Annotated in this window: 12 protein-coding genes, 1 tRNA gene and 1 pseudogene; 11 read left to right on the top strand and 3 right to left on the bottom strand. The window is 59.3% G+C overall.

What is annotated here, in order from left to right; genetic code table 11:
• Positions 1-243: 243 nt before the first annotated feature.
• From KKY_RS08205 to KKY_RS08195, 3 genes are read right to left on the bottom strand one after another with little or no spacing between them, the layout of a single operon-like run.
• Complete coding sequence (locus tag KKY_RS08205) at positions 244-1,605, bottom strand: sigma-54-dependent transcriptional regulator (RefSeq protein WP_014130858.1); 1,362 nt, start codon at positions 1,603-1,605, stop codon at positions 244-246.
• A complete protein-coding gene (locus KKY_RS08200; RefSeq protein ID WP_014130857.1) occupies positions 1,598-3,430 on the bottom strand; it encodes an ATP-binding protein in 1,833 nt (610 codons plus the stop codon). The genes KKY_RS08205 and KKY_RS08200 overlap by 8 nt, the downstream gene beginning before the upstream one ends.
• Positions 3,431-3,471: 41 nt before the next feature.
• Positions 3,472-4,707, bottom strand: coding sequence for an MFS transporter (locus tag KKY_RS08195; protein WP_014130856.1), 1,236 nt, complete (start codon positions 4,705-4,707; stop codon positions 3,472-3,474).
• Between the two features lie 160 nt (positions 4,708-4,867).
• Here KKY_RS08195 and KKY_RS08190 point away from each other — a divergent pair, with 160 nt between their 5' ends.
• The 11 genes and pseudogenes from KKY_RS08190 (at position 4,868) to rpoB (ending at position 15,903) form a co-directional block, all read left to right on the top strand.
• On the top strand, positions 4,868-5,842 hold the full coding sequence (locus tag KKY_RS08190) for a class 1 fructose-bisphosphatase (RefSeq protein ID WP_014130855.1): 975 nt from the start codon (positions 4,868-4,870) through the stop codon (positions 5,840-5,842).
• Positions 5,843-5,887: 45 nt separating this feature from the next.
• Positions 5,888-7,285, top strand: coding sequence for a pilus assembly protein TadG-related protein (locus KKY_RS08185; RefSeq protein ID WP_014130854.1), 1,398 nt, complete (start codon positions 5,888-5,890; stop codon positions 7,283-7,285).
• 155 nt (positions 7,286-7,440) lie between these two features.
• Positions 7,441-7,692: pseudogene (locus tag KKY_RS08180) on the top strand (EF-Tu C-terminal domain-related protein); the annotation flags it as partial.
• 118 nt (positions 7,693-7,810) lie between these two features.
• Positions 7,811-7,886 (top strand) — tRNA-Trp (locus KKY_RS08175).
• A 239-nt stretch (positions 7,887-8,125) separates the two neighbouring features.
• A complete protein-coding gene (gene secE / locus KKY_RS08170; RefSeq protein WP_014130852.1) occupies positions 8,126-8,320 on the top strand; it encodes a preprotein translocase subunit SecE in 195 nt (64 codons plus the stop codon).
• Between the two features lie 34 nt (positions 8,321-8,354).
• Complete coding sequence (nusG, locus tag KKY_RS08165; RefSeq protein WP_014130851.1) at positions 8,355-8,885, top strand: transcription termination/antitermination protein NusG; 531 nt, start codon at positions 8,355-8,357, stop codon at positions 8,883-8,885.
• Positions 8,886-9,012: 127 nt separating this feature from the next.
• Positions 9,013-9,441 carry a 50S ribosomal protein L11 gene (gene rplK, locus KKY_RS08160; RefSeq protein WP_014130850.1) on the top strand — a complete coding sequence of 143 codons (429 nt, stop codon included), beginning with the start codon at positions 9,013-9,015 and terminating at the stop codon, positions 9,439-9,441.
• Between the two features lie 6 nt (positions 9,442-9,447).
• Positions 9,448-10,140: a 50S ribosomal protein L1 gene (rplA, locus tag KKY_RS08155; protein WP_014130849.1), complete on the top strand. Its 693-nt coding sequence runs from the start codon at positions 9,448-9,450 to the stop codon at positions 10,138-10,140.
• A gap of 331 nt (positions 10,141-10,471) precedes the next feature.
• Positions 10,472-10,987 carry a 50S ribosomal protein L10 gene (gene rplJ, locus KKY_RS08150; RefSeq protein WP_014130848.1) on the top strand — a complete coding sequence of 172 codons (516 nt, stop codon included), beginning with the start codon at positions 10,472-10,474 and terminating at the stop codon, positions 10,985-10,987.
• A 59-nt stretch (positions 10,988-11,046) separates the two neighbouring features.
• Positions 11,047-11,424, top strand: a complete 378-nt coding sequence (gene rplL / locus KKY_RS08145; RefSeq protein ID WP_014130847.1) for a 50S ribosomal protein L7/L12 — start codon at positions 11,047-11,049, stop codon at positions 11,422-11,424.
• A gap of 336 nt (positions 11,425-11,760) precedes the next feature.
• Positions 11,761-15,903: a DNA-directed RNA polymerase subunit beta gene (gene rpoB / locus KKY_RS08140; protein ID WP_014130845.1), complete on the top strand. Its 4,143-nt coding sequence runs from the start codon at positions 11,761-11,763 to the stop codon at positions 15,901-15,903.
• The last annotated feature ends 111 nt before the right edge of the window (positions 15,904-16,014 follow it).

The raw sequence follows: 16,014 nt of genomic DNA, 5'->3' as shown, positions 1-16,014 counted from the left end.
TATCCTCCCAATTGCAGCCAGTGGGCTGCATGGTTCATCTCCAGCGCCGGGTTTCCGGCCGCCGCACCACCACGCTTCCTCTGCATGGCTGATAACCTGTTTATAGCAATCGTTGTGCCAACAGCGGGACAATCTGTTCTTTGGAGCGAAATCCTTTCATTTCAATATGTTGGAGATTTGACTGGCTATTCTGATTCAACGCTATCGGCAAAAAACCGCCGATAGCTGGTGGCGGTGCGCAACTTATTGCCTGTTTTGATCTTCCGCCTCCCGTCTCCGGATGCCGAGCCGTGTCATCTTTTCGTTGAGAGTCCTGCGGGGGACACCGAGCTTTTCCATCACTTCACTGATGCGACCGCCGCTGTCGGCCAAGGCGCGCTCGATGATCCGCCGCTCAAAGGCTTCGAGCTGCTCGGTAAGGGGCATGACGTCGGCAAGTTCGATGGGACGGGCGATATCGGACGCCGCAAAACTGCTCAAGCCAAGCGCATGCCGCTCGGCCACGTTTCGCAGTTCACGCACATTGCCGGGCCAGTCATGCCGTATCAGTGCATCGAGCGCGGCGCCTTTGAGTGGCCGCGGTTCGCGATTGTGGCTGCGTGCCGCTTCCCCTGCGAAATATTCGAAAAGAAGCGGAATATCATCGCGCCGGTCGCGCAACGGCGGGATAGTGAGTTCGACGACCGAAAGCCGGAAATAGAGGTCCGAGCGGAAGGCTCCGGCGTTACTTTCGGCTTTCAGATCGCGCTTTGTAGCGGCGATGGTGCGGAAGTCGACGGGAATGGAACTGTTGGATCCAAGGCGTTCGATGACACGTTCCTGCAGCGCTCTCAAGAGTTTAGCCTGCATTGTCAAAGGCATCGATTCAACTTCGTCGAGCAGGAGGGTGCCTCCGTTCGCGTGCTCGATCTTGCCGATTCTACGACCTGCAGCGCCGGTAAAGGCACCGGCTTCGTGCCCGAACATTTCGGTTTCCACCATGGTATCGGGGATCGCGGAGCAATTGACGGCAACGTAATTGCCGGTCGAGCGGCGGCCCAGCTCGTGCAGGCATCGCGCGATGAGATCCTTGCCCGATCCGGTTTCTCCATGGAGCACGACGCTCACGTCAGTTGCGGCGATTTCCGAGACCGCTTCGCGAAGGCGCTCGATCTCGCGTGAGGTGCCCAGAATTCTGTTGCGCAGGGCATCGGAAGGGACCGTAGAGGCCAGGTGCCGGTTTTCCAGTACGAGACGACGTTTTTCGGTCGCGCGGCGGACTGTTTGGGCGAGACGCTCGGGATCGAAGGGCTTTTCAATGAAATCGTAGGCGCCGATTCGCATCGCCTCCACGGCGCTTTCGATGTCGCCCTGACCTGTCATAAGGATTACGGGTATATCGGGATCGATTTCCAGGATACGCCGCAACAGCTCCATCCCGTCCATTGATGGCATACGCAAGTCGGTAAGAACGATACCGTTGAGGCCGGGCGAGATGTGCTCAAGGGCCGCTTGACCCGATGCGAAGCTTCGGGCGTCATGACCGGCAACACCGAGCCATTGCCGTACGGCGTGGCGCATGGGTTCTTCATCGTCCACGAAAATCACGATCTGGCGTTCAGCCATTCTTTGCCACCTCCCCATGCGAAGGGGACCTAGCCTGTTCTACCGAAACAAGCTCCACGGTAAGGACGGCACCGCCATCAATATGGTTGGCGGCTCTGATCGAGCCACCGAACTCGCGAATGATCTCATAGGAAATCGTCAACCCGAGCCCCAGTCCGGCTCCCGACGGTTTGGTCGTGACGAAAGGGTCGAACAACGTTGCCAGGAGGGTAGGGTCGAAGCCGGGTCCGTTGTCTCTGACCTCGATCGAGACGCGCCCACCGGCCTCGCGCACGGAGAGCTCGATCAGTGGTTGGGGTGTTTCTGCGACGGCATCAATGGCGTTGCGAACGAGATTGATCACCACCTGCTCAAGGCGGACCTCGTTTCCCATCGTATGGGCGGAAACAATCGACTTTCGGATGGTGACGGCACCTGCCTGCAGTTGAACCTCGACCAGATCGAGAGCTCGCCGCACGGCGCGATCGACCGAAATAACTTCGGCCGGGCCCATACCCTCCTTGCGCGCGAAGGACTTGAGGTGCGAGGTGATCCGCCCCATTCGGATAGCCAGATTGTCGACCTTTTCGAGATTGTCGAGAATTGTCGCAGCGTCGCCCAGGGGCGCGAAGACCCGCGTTGTGGCAATGTAGGTACGCATTGCCGTAAGGGGCTGATTGATCTCGTGGGCGATGGCAGCGGACATCTGCCCGAGAGCGGCCAATTTTCCTGCCTGGATCAGGTCGTTTTGAGTGCTTCGCAGCTCGCGCTCGGTGCGCCTGCGTTCCTCGATCTCCCCATGCAGCGTGTCGTTGACCTTCTTGAGCGCACTGGTTCGGTCGGCAACGCGCTGCTCGAGGTCGGTCCGGGCCGCTCGCTCCATGGCGAAGCTACGTTGACGCTGGGCGAGGTAGAACAGGATAGCGATCACCAATGCCGAGCCGGTTGCGCCGATCACCGTTCCGTCGCGTTTTGCATCGGAGACGCTTGAGAGGTCGGTGAGTTGGTTCACCGTCCAACCCAGTTCGGGCAGGTGAACCGTCTGGCGTAAAAAACTCCCATTGGCCGACAGACCTTCCGCCCAGATCTGATCGCCATCGGTCGAATGCTCCTCGATCCGCAATTGCTCGATTTCGGTGCCGGCATATTGCTGGGTGCTTTGGATTCTGGTGATGGCCGTTTCGTCCACGGGCGCGAGCGAGCGGTATTTCCATTCGGGCCGGCTGGCTAAAAAGATGATGTCGTTTTCGTCCGTCACCATGATGTGCTCGGCGGCGCGTGCCCAGATGGCTTCAAGGTCGTCGAATTCGATCTTGGCTACGGCGACGCCGGACGGCTGCGCCCTGCCGACCGGGCGGGCAATGAAATATCCGGCACGTCCGGTGGTAACGCCAATGCCGAAATACGTACCCTCACCTCCTGCCATTGCCTGGGTGAAATAGGAGCGGAAGCCGTAATACTGACCGACAAAGCTGCCATCGGTGTTCCAATTGCTGGCGGCGAGTGTGTGGCCGTCGGGTTGCATGACATAGAGCGCGGCGGGGCTGCCCGAGGCCTCGATCGTTTCAAGCTTGCGGTTGAGGGCGTCGATTGCATTTGAGTTGTCGGGACTGGTGAGCGCAGCCCGCACATCGGGATCAAGTGCCATCACCAATGGAAAATGGGCGTTCTGCGCGATTGTATCGCTTATTGTCTGGGCGACGAGTTCGGCCCTTGTCATTCCGGTCGTACGCGTAGCCTCGAGCGCCGCCCGTTCCCAGATGACGCGAGCAACCAGCGCGCTGGTTAAGACCACCAGCGCTGCCAGCGCGACCTGAAAATATTGGCTCAGCCGTTTTTTCCTCATCCGCCGGAAGGTTAGCGGGGGCGCAGGGCGCTGCCTAGTCCTTATACCGCAGCAGGAGGCCGATAGGGGCGATCGGGCTCGAGAAGGGGTGGCAGGACATAGAGGCGCCAGGCCAAAAGGCCGGTCAGCGCCGCAGCTCCGCCGGCAATGCCGGCCACTCCCGTCCAACCCCAATGCGACCAGCCATACCCGCCAAGCGTTCCGATGACGCTTGAGCCCGCATAATAGCTGAGCAGATAGATGGCGCTGCCCTGGGTGCGGGCGCTCAGCGCGCGTCTGGCGACCCACGCGCTGGCGATCGAGTGGGCACCGAAAAACCCGAAGGTCATGGCGGCAATTCCGAGAGCCACGGCCCAGATGGAGGAAATCAATGTCAGACCGATCCCTGCCAGTATCACGATAATCATGGGCCAGAAAACCTTGCGTCGTCCCAGCCGTCCCGCAAGGGTGCCCATCCATGCAGACCCTAAGGTCCCGACAAGATAGACCGTGAAAATCAGCGAGATCTGGCCCTGGGACAGATTGTACGGGGCCTCAAGCAGGCGGAAGCCGACATAATTATAGATCGCGACAAAGCCCCCCATCAGCAGGAACGACGATGCGAAAAGCAGCGGCAGAGCCTCGTCCGAGAAAAGGCTGCGGATGTTTTTGGCAAACCGCCCGAGTGAGAGCGTTTCACCCCGCGAATTTTGGGGGGCAGGCAGCAGGATCAGGAAGGCGATCGCATTGGCCAGTATCAGCACCCCGAGCGCGATCAGGGCCGTCCGCCAATCGAAATGGTCGGTAAGGTATCCGACGAGCAGACGTCCGCTCATGCCGCCTATGGCCGAACCGCCAATGAAGATACCCATGCCCGCACCGAGCGCTTCGGTCGACATCTCCTCTGCAAGGTAAACCATGGCGATCGCCGGAACGCCGCAGACGGCAACGCCCAGAAGAGCACGCAGCGCGACGATGGAGTTCCAATCAGTCATCATCGGCACGGCAAGCCCGATGATTGCCGTCGCCAGCATTGTCGAAAGCATCAGCGTCTTTCGGTTCATACGGTTGCCCAGCCAACTGACCGCCACCAGCGAAATGGCGAGCGCGGCGGTCGTGGCTGAAACCGATATCGAGCTTGTCGCCGCGTCGAGCCCAAATTCCTCGGCCAGTGAAGGCAGGATGGGCTGAACCGAATATATCGACGCAAAGACGGAAAATGCAGCCAGAAACAGGGCGATCGAAGCACGCCAGTAGGCAGCGGTGCCCCGCTCGATGGCGTGCGTCCGGTCTTCCATGAGCGGGCAGTCCTTTTAAACGTGTTGCGCCCAAATTCGCGTAATCGGGATGCTGGGGCAAGGGGCCTTTCCCACCGTATCGGTTAGGACTTTGGTTGGTCTGGACGCCGGATGTCCCACGGCATAAGCAGGACTGAAAGACCATTTTGGGAGACGGACCGTGGCGCGCAAAACCCTTGAGACCTGGATCGCGGACAGCAATCTGGATCGCGCCATCGCCGTCATCTTCGGGATGGTGGGCGACTGCGCTGTCGAGATTTCCGTTGCGCTGCGGGTGGCCTCGGCCGCAGGGGATACCGGGGCTGCTCAGACGGTAAACGTTCAAGGCGAAGTGCAAAAAAAGCTCGATGTCGTCGCCAATGACATTTTCCTGCGCCGTGGCGCCGCCAGCGGCGTGCTGGCCGCGATGGTGTCGGAAGAACTGGACGACATAGAACTGGTGGCCGGTGTTGGCAGCGCGCACCATGCGCTGGTTTTCGATCCGCTCGATGGCTCATCCAATCTCGAAATCAACGGCGCTGTGGGCTCAATCTTTTCCGTGCTTGATCTGGGCAAAAGTTCCGGAATCACAGCATCCGATGTGTTGCAGCCAGGCAAAAATCAAGTTGCGGCGGGTTATGTGTTGTATGGACCGGCAACGCTTCTGGTATTGACGACGGGGCAGGCGGTGACGGTTTTCAGTCTCGATGAAGCGAGCGCCGAATTCGTCATGGTTCGCGACAAGGTCGAAATTCCCGCTGAGGCCGCGGAATTTGCCATCAATGCGTCCCGGCAAACCCGCTGGTATGCACCCACCCGCTCCTTTATCGACGCCTGCATTGCCGGCAAGTCGGGTCCGTTCGGCAAGACCTACAACATGCGCTGGTGTGCAGCCATGGTTGCCGATCTGCATCGTATTCTGTGCCGGGGTGGCATTTTTCTCTATCCCGAAGATGAGGATACCAAGGGCAAGGGCGGACGCCTGCGCCTGCTTTATGAGGCAAACCCCATGAGCATGATCGTCGAAGCGGCTGGCGGCGCCTCGACGACCGGCACCGAGCGCCTGTTGGACGTCGAGCCGTCGAACCTTCATCAGCGCATCGGCGTCATTATCGGCTCGCGCGGCGAGGTCGAGCGCGCCAAAGCGTTCTATTGAAACGGGACCTCGAGCTTAACGTCCGGTAAATCCTTTCGGATCGTTTTGCCGGAACTGCGTAAGTTTACTGAAAATCCATTCGATTATTGTGTGATCTACGCAGAACCGGCACTGCCGGTCGCAATCGTGCGGTTTATTGGGCGCCAGAAGCGCCGGAAATGGGCGGACGGCATGGGACGCAGCTTGTGGGAATTGGTCCGGCGCGAGGATGGCGTCGTGGCCGTAATCTTCGCCGTTATGGCCATTCCATTCATCGCGATGGCCGGGTGGGCCGTCGATTATGTGCGCATTCAGCACGTAAGGGAATTTCTGCAAAATCAAGTCGATTCGGCCGCTTTGAGCGCCTTCGTGGAAGAGGACGAAACTTGGCAGACAAAATGGGGGCTGGTTCAATCTGTAGCGTTAGCTGAAATCGGCCGTCAGTATCAGGGCAACTGGGCGCAAAATGTCAGTCTCACACCGGACCGGATCAGCGACTACGACCTCAAGGTAACTGCGTCCGCACGAGTGCCACTCTCGTTTATGAGTATTTTGCCCGGAGTTCCCGATACGCAACTTGTCTCGGTATCCGCGACCGTGCGGTTTTCTGACGTTAAGGAAGTTCGCGAGCCTCCCGACACGTCGTTGCTTGATCCGGAGGCCGGCGACTTTAACCGGCTTTGGATGTATTGCTTTTGGCCGAATCGCCCGGAAAATGATCCGGATTTGCCACGCCGCACGCGCATGGTGCCGGTAGCCGACAATGGCGGCTCGGAGTTTTTTGCCGATTTCGATTCGCCCCCGACCACACCAGGGCTGGTTTCAATTTACAATAGCATAGCCACATCTAACCCCCTTGGATTGGATGGGGTGGAGCAGGGGCCGTGGCGTATATCGGACGGTGCCAACACCAATGACCGCGAATACGAATATATGTGGCCCGACTGTGCCCAAGGCTCTTTCCTGAGCTTTCGGCTTGAGAACGTCCGTTTCGCGCGTACACAACAACAGTACTGGGACACCGGCGCAGCGCCCAACAACGGTGGAGACAAGAAGACGGGCCGCTTCAACTATTACACCGATACCTTTTTCACACCGGGAAGCTCCACCGAACAATACGCGGGACTCCAGGGGCCAGAGCCCTATGTGCCGGCGGGACAGACGGTCAACATTCTGGAGACTGTTCTTTGTGACACAATCGAAGACTGTCGCCCGGAAAGCCAAGGTGGCGTTATCCCTGAAGGTACTAATCGCACACCACAGCGGGCCACGGGGAGTTGCGATGGCAATGCGGGAAAGTATATGTACTATGGCTGGGAAGATCGGCCACCCGGGCTATCGGGCACCTCTAACGACTGGCAGCACATCGCCTGGACCGACAGGGACTATGACGATATTCGCATCATCATCAAATGCCCGACGTTTGAAACGGTGGGTGAGCGGAATGCGCGCCTGATCTACTGAACCCGGCTACTGTTGCGAACAGCGGAAGGGACGGTTTCTGACCGTTCCTTTTTGCTGTGGGTGGGTGCCGGGGGCAGCGTTGGCATTCGAAGCAGAAAAAGCACTTGTTTTGCCGCGCTCAAGCGGGTAAACGCCCCGGCAGTTCTAACTCTTGATTAACGGTTGTGAGCAATGGGCGTCATACGCCGTTCTTCACCAACTACCGCCCGCAGTTCTATTTCCGGACGACGGACGTGACCGGTGTGGTGACGCTGAACGAAGGCACCGAGATGGTGATGCCTGGCGACAATGTGGAAATGAACGTGGAACTGATCGTTCCGATCGCGATGGAAGAAAAGCTCCGCTTTGCCATCCGTGAAGGCGGCCGCACCGTCGGCGCCGGCGTCGTCTCCAAAATCGTCGCTTAAGCGCTTCGATTTCCGTTGAATTTCAAGGGCGGCCTTCGGGTCGCCCTTTCTTTTTGTCTTGTGATTGCAACAGGCTCTTGCGCTACAAAACCAACTCGACTAGACCATGGCTCGGCATAGGGGTGTAGCTCAGTTGGTAGAGCATCGGTCTCCAAAACCGAGGGCCGTGGGTTCGAGTCCCTCCGCCCCTGCCAGTTCTCGTTTAAGGGATAAAGCCCGTCTGACGCCCATTGTACACTCGGTGTACCCGGCGCGCACGCCCAATGGACACGGCCTGAGCGCCTGTTCGCAGTGGCCAAAAAAGATGGTCGCAAGGTCTTGCCTTGCAGCGTTCCAGAGACTAAATAGGCCCTTCTTGGCCGTGCGAAGCGACTCGCGCGGCAATTGCTTATGGACTTAAGCCCCAGATTTAACACCAGGTATCGAGCGGTATATGGCCCGGACTAATCCTTTTACGTTTTTTCAGCAGGTGCGTTCGGAAGTCGGCAAGGTTGTCTGGCCGACTCGGAACGAGACGCTGATCTCGACAGCGATGGTTCTGGTCATGGTGATCTTTGCGAGCCTGTTCTTTCTGGCCGCCGACCAGATCATCCAGTTCTTTGTCGGGTTAATACTGTCCATTCGCTAGAGCGAAGCGGCGGGATCAGGAGCGAAAAAGCAGTATGGCCAAGCGTTGGTACATTGTTCAGGCGTATTCGAACTTCGAGCGCAAGGTTGCAGAAGACATCAGGCAGAAGGTTGTCTCGAACGGTCTCGATCATCTGTTCGATGACGTTCTTGTGCCGACCGAGAAGGTCACCGAAGTGCGCCGCGGCCGCAAGGTCGATGCCGAGCGCAAGTTTTTTCCCGGCTATGTGCTGGTCAAGATGGAACTGACGGACGAGACGTTCCATCTCATCAAGAATACCCCGAAGGTCACCGGGTTCCTTGGCGCGGACAACAAGCCGCAGCCGATTTCGGAACGCGAGGCGATGAGCATCCTGCAGCAGGTGCAGGAAGGTGTCGACCGCCCCAAGCCTTCGGTCTCTTTCGAGGTCGGCGAGAACGTGCGGGTTTCCGACGGTCCCTTTGCGAGCTTTTCGGGTGTCGTCGAGGAAGTCGACGAAGAGCGCGCGCGCCTCAAGGTCGAAGTTTCGATTTTCGGCCGGCCCACGCCGGTCGAGCTGGAATACGGTCAGGTCGAAAAGGTCTGATCGCTCAAGCCCCGGAATTGGGGCGAATGATGTGTGGGAGAGGGCGATGGTTGCCATCCATCGGTCAAGCCTCGGACCACGCCGTCACCAAATGGCCGTTTTGGCGGTCTATTGAAAGGAACGCAGCATGGCAAAAAAGATTATCGGTTATATCAAGTTGCAGGTGCCTGCCGGCTCCGCGACTCCGTCGCCCCCGATCGGCCCGGCCCTCGGCCAGCGCGGTCTGAACATCATGGAATTCTGCAAGGCCTTCAATGCGGCCACGCAGGAGATGGAAAAGAACGCACCGATCCCGGTCGTCATTACCGCTTTTGCGGACAAGAGCTTCACCTTCGAAATGAAGCTGCCCCCGGTCACCTACTTCATCAAGAAGGCGATCAATCTCAAGTCGGGCTCCAAGCGCCCGGGTCACGATAGCGCCGGCACCCTGTCCCAGGCACAGCTGCGCGATATCGCGGAAAAGAAGATGAAAGATCTCAACGCGGATACCGTTGAGGCCGCAATGAGCATGGTTGCCGGGTCCGCCCGTTCCATGGGCCTGCAGGTTGAGGGGTAATCGGACATGAGCAAGATCGCAAAGCGCACCAAGCAGGTCCGTGACGGTATCGACCGCAAGAAGCTCTATGGCGTCGACGAAGCCATCAAGATGGTCAAGGAACGCGCCACGGCAAAGTTCGACGAGACCGTCGAAGTCGCCATGAACCTGGGTGTTGACCCGCGCCACGCCGACCAGATGGTCCGTGGCGTCGTCAACCTGCCCAACGGCACGGGCAAGACCGTCCGCGTCGCCGTGTTCGCCAAGGATGCCAAGGCCGAAGAGGCCAAGAAGGCCGGCGCGGACATCGTTGGCGCCGACGACCTCGCCGAGGAAATCCAGAAGGGCAACATCAATTTCGATCGCTGCATTGCGACCCCGGACATGATGCCCCTCGTTGGTCGCCTCGGTAAGATCCTGGGCCCGCGCAATCTGATGCCGAACCCCAAGGTCGGCACCGTGACCCCCGATGTCGCAGGAGCCGTCAAGGCTGCCAAGGGCGGCGCCGTGGAGTTCCGCGTCGAAAAGGCCGGTATCATTCACGCCGGTGTGGGCAAGGCTTCTTTCACCGAAGCTCAGCTCGTCGAAAACATCAAGGCGCTCACCGACGCCGTTTCCAAGGCAAAGCCTGCGGGCGCCAAGGGCACTTACGTCAAGCGCGTCGCCGTTTCCTCGACAATGGGCGCCGGCGTCCATGTCGATCCTTCGTCGGTCATCTAAGACCGAAAAAGAAGCCGATTTCGGGCGGTTCCGGCCGCCCGAGATGCCCAAAAGGGCAAATCCCTTTTGGGTAAAGTCCTGTCCGAGACTGTGTGGTGATGGCGGCTTGCCATCCTAATTGCCGGGGGCTCCCGGTGGCCACCAAGAGATGGGGTGATGACCGGACGAGATTTTCGCAGAAATGCGCTCGTTTTGGTTTGAACCGAACTGGCTTTGGGGCGTGCCCCATTAACCGGTTTACAGGCACTGCACCGCTGTTCCGATATCGGGACAGCTTATTGCAACGGGTTCGATCCCCGCTTGGATCGAGCCTAACTCGTGGAGAGTAGCAGTGGATAGAGCGGAAAAAGCTGAGGTCGTCTCCTCGCTCCAGCAGGCATTTGCCGGCTCGGGCGCGGTTGTCGTCGCTCACTATGCCGGTCTGTCGGTGTCTGACTTCGAAAAGCTGCGTGTGCAGATGAAGCAGGCCGGTGGACAGGTTAAGGTCGCAAAGAACCGCCTTGCCAAGCTCGCTCTTAAAGATACCGAAACCGCGGATATCTCGGACCTTCTGACGGGTCCGACGGTTCTTGCCTATTCGGAAGACCCCATCACGGCACCTCGTATTGCCAAGAAGTTCGCCGACACGAATTCCAAGTTCGTGATTCTCGGCGGCGCGATGGGTTCGACCGGACTCGATGCCGATGGCGTCAAGGCACTGGCCGATCTGCCTTCGCTGGACGAACTGCGCGCCAAACTCGCCGGTCTGCTCACGCAGCCTGCGGCCCAGATCGCACGTCTGGCCAAGGAACCGGGCGCTTCTGTCGCCCGCGTTATCTCCGCTTATTCGGAAAAGGGCGCTGCATAAGGCGGCGCGACCATCCACGGTTCAAACTGAAACCAAGTTGAAAAGAAAAGGCTGATCAAATGGCTGATCTTGCAAAGCTCGTAGACGATTTGTCTGCACTGACCGTCCTGGAAGCTTCCGAGCTCTCCAAGATGCTCGAAGAAAAGTGGGGCGTTTCCGCCGCCGCTCCTGTTGCCGTTGCTGCTGCCGGTGGCGCTGCCGCCGGTGCCGCTCCGGTTGAAGAAAAGGACGAATTTGACGTTGTTCTGACCGCCGCCGGCGACCAGAAGATCAATGTCATCAAAGAAGTCCGTGGCATCACCGGCCTCGGCCTGAAGGAAGCCAAGGACCTCGTCGAAGGCGCTCCGAAGGCTGTCAAGGAAGGTGTCAACAAGGCGGAAGCCGAAGACATCAAGGCAAAGCTCGAAGCAGCTGGTGCCAAGGTCGAACTCAAGTAGTTCAACCAATCCGTTACGGGGTGGCCCCAGGGCCATCCCGTTTCCCGCCACCGGTTCCCGGACGGCGGTCGCCACTCTCAAGGGTTGAGGGCAGGGCGAAAATGTTGGACAAGGATACGCCGAATCGGCTGGGCCACTCGCCGATGCGGATGCATGGAAATAAAGTCAAACGGGCATTTGTTCCAAGGACCGACGGCTGATTGTCGATTCTTTGAACAGCTGCTTCCGAGACATCCAGGACCGTTTCCGGTGGGAATGCCGATCATCTCCACACCGGAAGCGCGATGACATTAGAACAGGCTGTTCCCAGCTTGAAAGACGAGAGGAAACGGGTACATGGCTACCACGTTCAACGGGCGCCGCAAGGTGCGCAAGTCCTTTGGGTCGATTCGTGAAGTCACGGAGATGCCGAACCTGATCGAGGTGCAAAAGGCATCCTACGATCAGTTCCTGATGGTTGACGAACCTGAAGGCGGGCGGGCCGATGAGGGCCTGCAGTCTGTATTCAAATCGGTTTTCCCGATTACCGATTTTTCCAATACGGCGTCTCTCGAATTCGTGCGCTTCGAATTCGAGCAGCCCAAATATGATGTCGAGGAATGCCGCCAACGCGACATGACCTTTGCCGCGCCGCTCAAGGTGACGCTGCGGCTGATCGTGTTCGAGGTCGACGAAGACACCGGCGCCCGCTCGGTCAAGGACATCAAGGAGCAGGACGTCTATATGGGCGACATGCCCTTCATGACGTCGAACGGCACGTTCATCGTCAATGGCACCGAACGCGTCATCGTCTCCCAGATGCACCGTTCGCCCGGCGTGTTCTTCGATCACGACAAGGGCAAGACCCACTCGTCGGGCAAGCTGTTGTTTGCGGCGCGCATCATTCCCTATCGCGGTTCCTGGCTCGATATCGAATTCGACGCCAAGGACATCGTCTATGCGCGTATCGACCGCCGCCGCAAAATTCCGGTGACCTCGCTGCTCAAGGCGCTGGGCCTCGACGCCGAAGAAATTCTGGCCACCTATTACGACATTCAGACCTACGCCAAGGGCGACAAGGGCTGGAGCAAGCCGTTCGACGCCGAGAAGATGAAGGGCACCAAGCCCGTTTACGATCTGATCGACGCCAAGACCGGAGACGTGGTCCACGAAGGTGGAGCGCGGCTGACGGCCCGTGCCGCGAAGAAGATCGTCGAATCCGGCGTGACCCATCTGCTGGCCACCGACGAAGATCTCTACGGCATGTATCTGGCCCGCGACATCGTCGACCTCTCCAACGGCGAAATCTTTGCCGAGGCAGGTGACGAGATCGACGAGAAGGTGCTGGCCACGCTGGTCGAGAAGGGGTTCGACGAGCTTCCGATCCTCGACATCGATCACATCAATGTCGGTGCCTATATCCGCAACACGCTGGCCGTGGACAAGAACGAAAGCCGCGAAGACGCGCTGTTCGACATCTACCGCGTGATGCGTCCGGGTGAGCCCCCCACCATCGACACCGCCGAAGCCATGTTCAACTCGCTGTTCTTCGACAGCGAGCGCTATGACCTTTCCGCGGTCGGCCGCGTGAAGATGAACATGCGCCTCGATCTCGATGCACCCGACACCATGCGTGTCCTGCGCAAGGAAGACATCGTCGCTGTGGTTCGCACCCTGGTCGAACTGCGTGACGGCAAGGGCGATATCGACGACATCGACAATCTTGGCAACCGCCGTGTGCGTTCGGTCGGCGAATTGATGGAAAACCATTATCGTCTCGGCCTTCTGCGCATGGAACGCGCCATCAAGGAGCGCATGAGCTCGGTCGAGATCGATACGGTGATGCCCCAGGACCTCATCAACGCCAAGCCGGCAGCGGCTGCGGTGCGTGAGTTCTTTGGTTCGTCCCAGCTTTCCCAGTTCATGGATCAGACCAACCCGCTTTCGGAAATCACCCACAAGCGCCGTCTCTCGGCGCTTGGGCCGGGCGGTCTGACCCGCGAGCGCGCAGGCTTTGAAGTCCGCGACGTTCACGTGACCCATTACGGCCGTATCTGCCCGATCGAAACGCCGGAAGGCCCCAACATCGGCCTGATCAACTCTCTGGCCACCTTCGCACGGGTCAACAAGTACGGGTTCATCGAAACCCCGTACCGCAAGGTCGTGGACGGCAAGGTGACCGACGAGGTCGTCTATCTCTCGGCAATGGAAGAGGCCAAGCACCATGTTGCGCAGGCCAACGCCACGCTGAGCGACAAGGGCGAGTTCGTCAACGAACTGGTCGTGGCCCGTCACGCCGGTGAGCCTTCGCTCACGCCGCGTGAAATGGTCGATCTGATGGACGTTTCGCCCAAGCAGGTGGTCTCGGTTGCCGCTTCGCTCATTCCGTTCCTGGAAAACGACGACGCCAACCGCGCTCTGATGGGCTCGAACATGCAGCGCCAGGCCGTGCCGCTCCTGCGCGCCGAAGCTCCGTTCGTGGGCACGGGCATGGAATCGGTTGTGGCGCGCGATTCGGGCGCCGCGATTGGCGCCCTGCGCACCGGTATCGTCGATCAGGTGGATGCGACCCGTATCGTTATCCGCGCGACGGAAGAAAACGATGCGTCCAAGTCGGGCGTCGACATCTACAACCTGATGAAGTTCCAGCGCTCGAACCAGTCGACCTGCATCAACCAGCGTCCGCTGGTTGTGGTTGGCGATCACGTCCAGGCCGGCGACATCATTGCAGATGGTCCTTCGACCGAACTGGGCGATCTGGCCCTGGGCCGCAACGTGCTCGTCGCGTTCATGCCCTGGAACGGCTACAACTTTGAAGATTCGATCCTGCTTTCCGAAAAGATCGTTCAGGACGACGTCTTCACCTCGATCCATATCGAGGAATATGAAGTGATGGCCCGCGACACCAAGCTCGGACCGGAAGAAATCACGCGCGACATTCCCAACGTTTCGGAAGAAGCGCTGAAAAATCTCGACGAGGCCGGTATCGTTCACATCGGTGCCGAGGTGCAGGCGGGCGATATTCTGGTGGGCAAGATCACGCCCAAGGGCGAAAGCCCGATGACGCCGGAAGAAAAACTGCTGCGCGCCATCTTCGGCGAAAAGGCATCGGACGTCCGCGACACCTCGCTGCGCATCCCTCCCGGGGATGGTGGTATCGTCGTGGAAGTGCGCGTGTTCAACCGTCACGGCATCGACAAGGACGAGCGTGCCATGGCGATCGAGCGTGAGGAAATCGAGCGCCTCGCCAAGGACCGTGACGACGAACAGTCGATCCTCGATCGCAACGTCTATGCGCGTCTCAAAGAGATGCTGTTCGGCAAGGCCGCCACGACCGGGCCCAAGGGCTATGTCGCGGGCACCAAGCTCAACGACTCGATCTTCGATGCCCATGCGCGGTCCAAGTGGTGGCAGTTTGCCGTCGAGGACGACAAGCTGATGAGCGAGATCGAATCGCTTCAGGGCCAGTACGACGAAAGCCGTCGTCTGCTCGAGCAGCGCTTCATCGACAAGGTCGACAAGCTGCAGCGCGGCGACGAGCTTCCGCCAGGCGTAATGAAGATGGTCAAGGTGTTCGTTGCGACCAAGCGCAAGGTGCAGTCGGGCGACAAGATGGCCGGCCGTCACGGCAACAAGGGCGTTATCTCGCGCATCATGCCGGTCGAGGACATGCCGTTCCTCGAAGACGGTACGCATGTCGATATCGTGCTCAATCCGCTGGGCGTGCCTTCGCGCATGAATGTGGGTCAGATCCTCGAGACGCACCTTGGCTGGGCGGCTCGTGGCATGGGCCGCAAGATCGATGCGATGATGGACGCCTATCGGCAGTCCAAGGATGTGGCGCCGCTCAAGAAGGAAATCTCGGCTCTCTACGAGAATGACGAGTATGTCGGCGACCTCGACGATGACGGCATCGTTCGTCTCGGCCAGCAGATCTCCAAGGGCGTTTCCATTGCGACCCCGGTGTTCGACGGGGCCAAGGAAGCCGATATCGTCACCATGCTCGAAAGGGCAGGGCTCGACGGATCGGGGCAATCCACGCTCTATGACGGGCGTACGGGTGAAGAGTTCGACCGCAAGGTGACAGTGGGCTACATCTACATGCTCAAGCTGCACCATCTTGTGGACGACAAGATCCACGCCCGTTCGATCGGCCCATACAGTCTGGTTACCCAGCAGCCGCTGGGCGGCAAGGCCCAGTTCGGCGGACAGCGGTTCGGTGAAATGGAGGTGTGGGCGCTCGAAGCTTATGGCGCTGCTTACACCTTGCAGGAAATGCTCACCGTCAAGTCGGACGACGTTGCCGGGCGCACCAAGGTTTACGAAGCCATCGTGCGTGGCGACGACACCTTCGAAGCGGGCATCCCCGAGAGCTTCAACGTTCTCGTCAAGGAAATCCGCTCGCTGGGCCTCAATGTCGAATTGACCGACATGGAAGCGGACAATGACGAGCCGGGTGGCGATCCCGAACTCGCACCTCCTGCGGACGCGGCGGAATAATCCGCCGCATCCATTGGCCGGAGTGCCCCTGGCACTTCCGGCCTGAACCGATTGCTTTGGCCCAAAAGGGCAACGCGCTGCCGAAAGCGGCGCTGCCCGGGCCTCAAGGAG

Origin of the sequence: Pelagibacterium halotolerans B2 (assembly GCF_000230555.1) — a bacterium.
Taxonomy (GTDB): Bacteria; Pseudomonadota; Alphaproteobacteria; order Rhizobiales; family Devosiaceae; genus Pelagibacterium; species Pelagibacterium halotolerans.
This window is presented reverse-complemented; position numbering and strand designations above follow the sequence as displayed.

What these genes read in the sequence shown, in the direction of transcription:
- KKY_RS08200 (WP_014130857.1), bottom strand. Translation starts at nt 3,430, where the DNA reads ATGAGGAAAAAACGGCTGAGCCAATATTTTCAGGTCGCGCTGGCAGCG.
- nusG (WP_014130851.1), top strand. Translation starts at nt 8,355, where the DNA reads ATGGCCAAGCGTTGGTACATTGTTCAGGCGTATTCGAACTTCGAGCGC.
- rplA (WP_014130849.1), top strand. Translation starts at nt 9,448, where the DNA reads ATGAGCAAGATCGCAAAGCGCACCAAGCAGGTCCGTGACGGTATCGAC.
- secE (WP_014130852.1), top strand. Translation starts at nt 8,126, where the DNA reads ATGGCCCGGACTAATCCTTTTACGTTTTTTCAGCAGGTGCGTTCGGAA.
- KKY_RS08195 (WP_014130856.1), bottom strand. Translation starts at nt 4,707, where the DNA reads ATGGAAGACCGGACGCACGCCATCGAGCGGGGCACCGCTGCCTACTGG.
- rplL (WP_014130847.1), top strand. Translation starts at nt 11,047, where the DNA reads ATGGCTGATCTTGCAAAGCTCGTAGACGATTTGTCTGCACTGACCGTC.
- rpoB (WP_014130845.1), top strand. Translation starts at nt 11,761, where the DNA reads ATGGCTACCACGTTCAACGGGCGCCGCAAGGTGCGCAAGTCCTTTGGG.
- KKY_RS08205 (WP_014130858.1), bottom strand. Translation starts at nt 1,605, where the DNA reads ATGGCTGAACGCCAGATCGTGATTTTCGTGGACGATGAAGAACCCATG.
- rplK (WP_014130850.1), top strand. Translation starts at nt 9,013, where the DNA reads ATGGCAAAAAAGATTATCGGTTATATCAAGTTGCAGGTGCCTGCCGGC.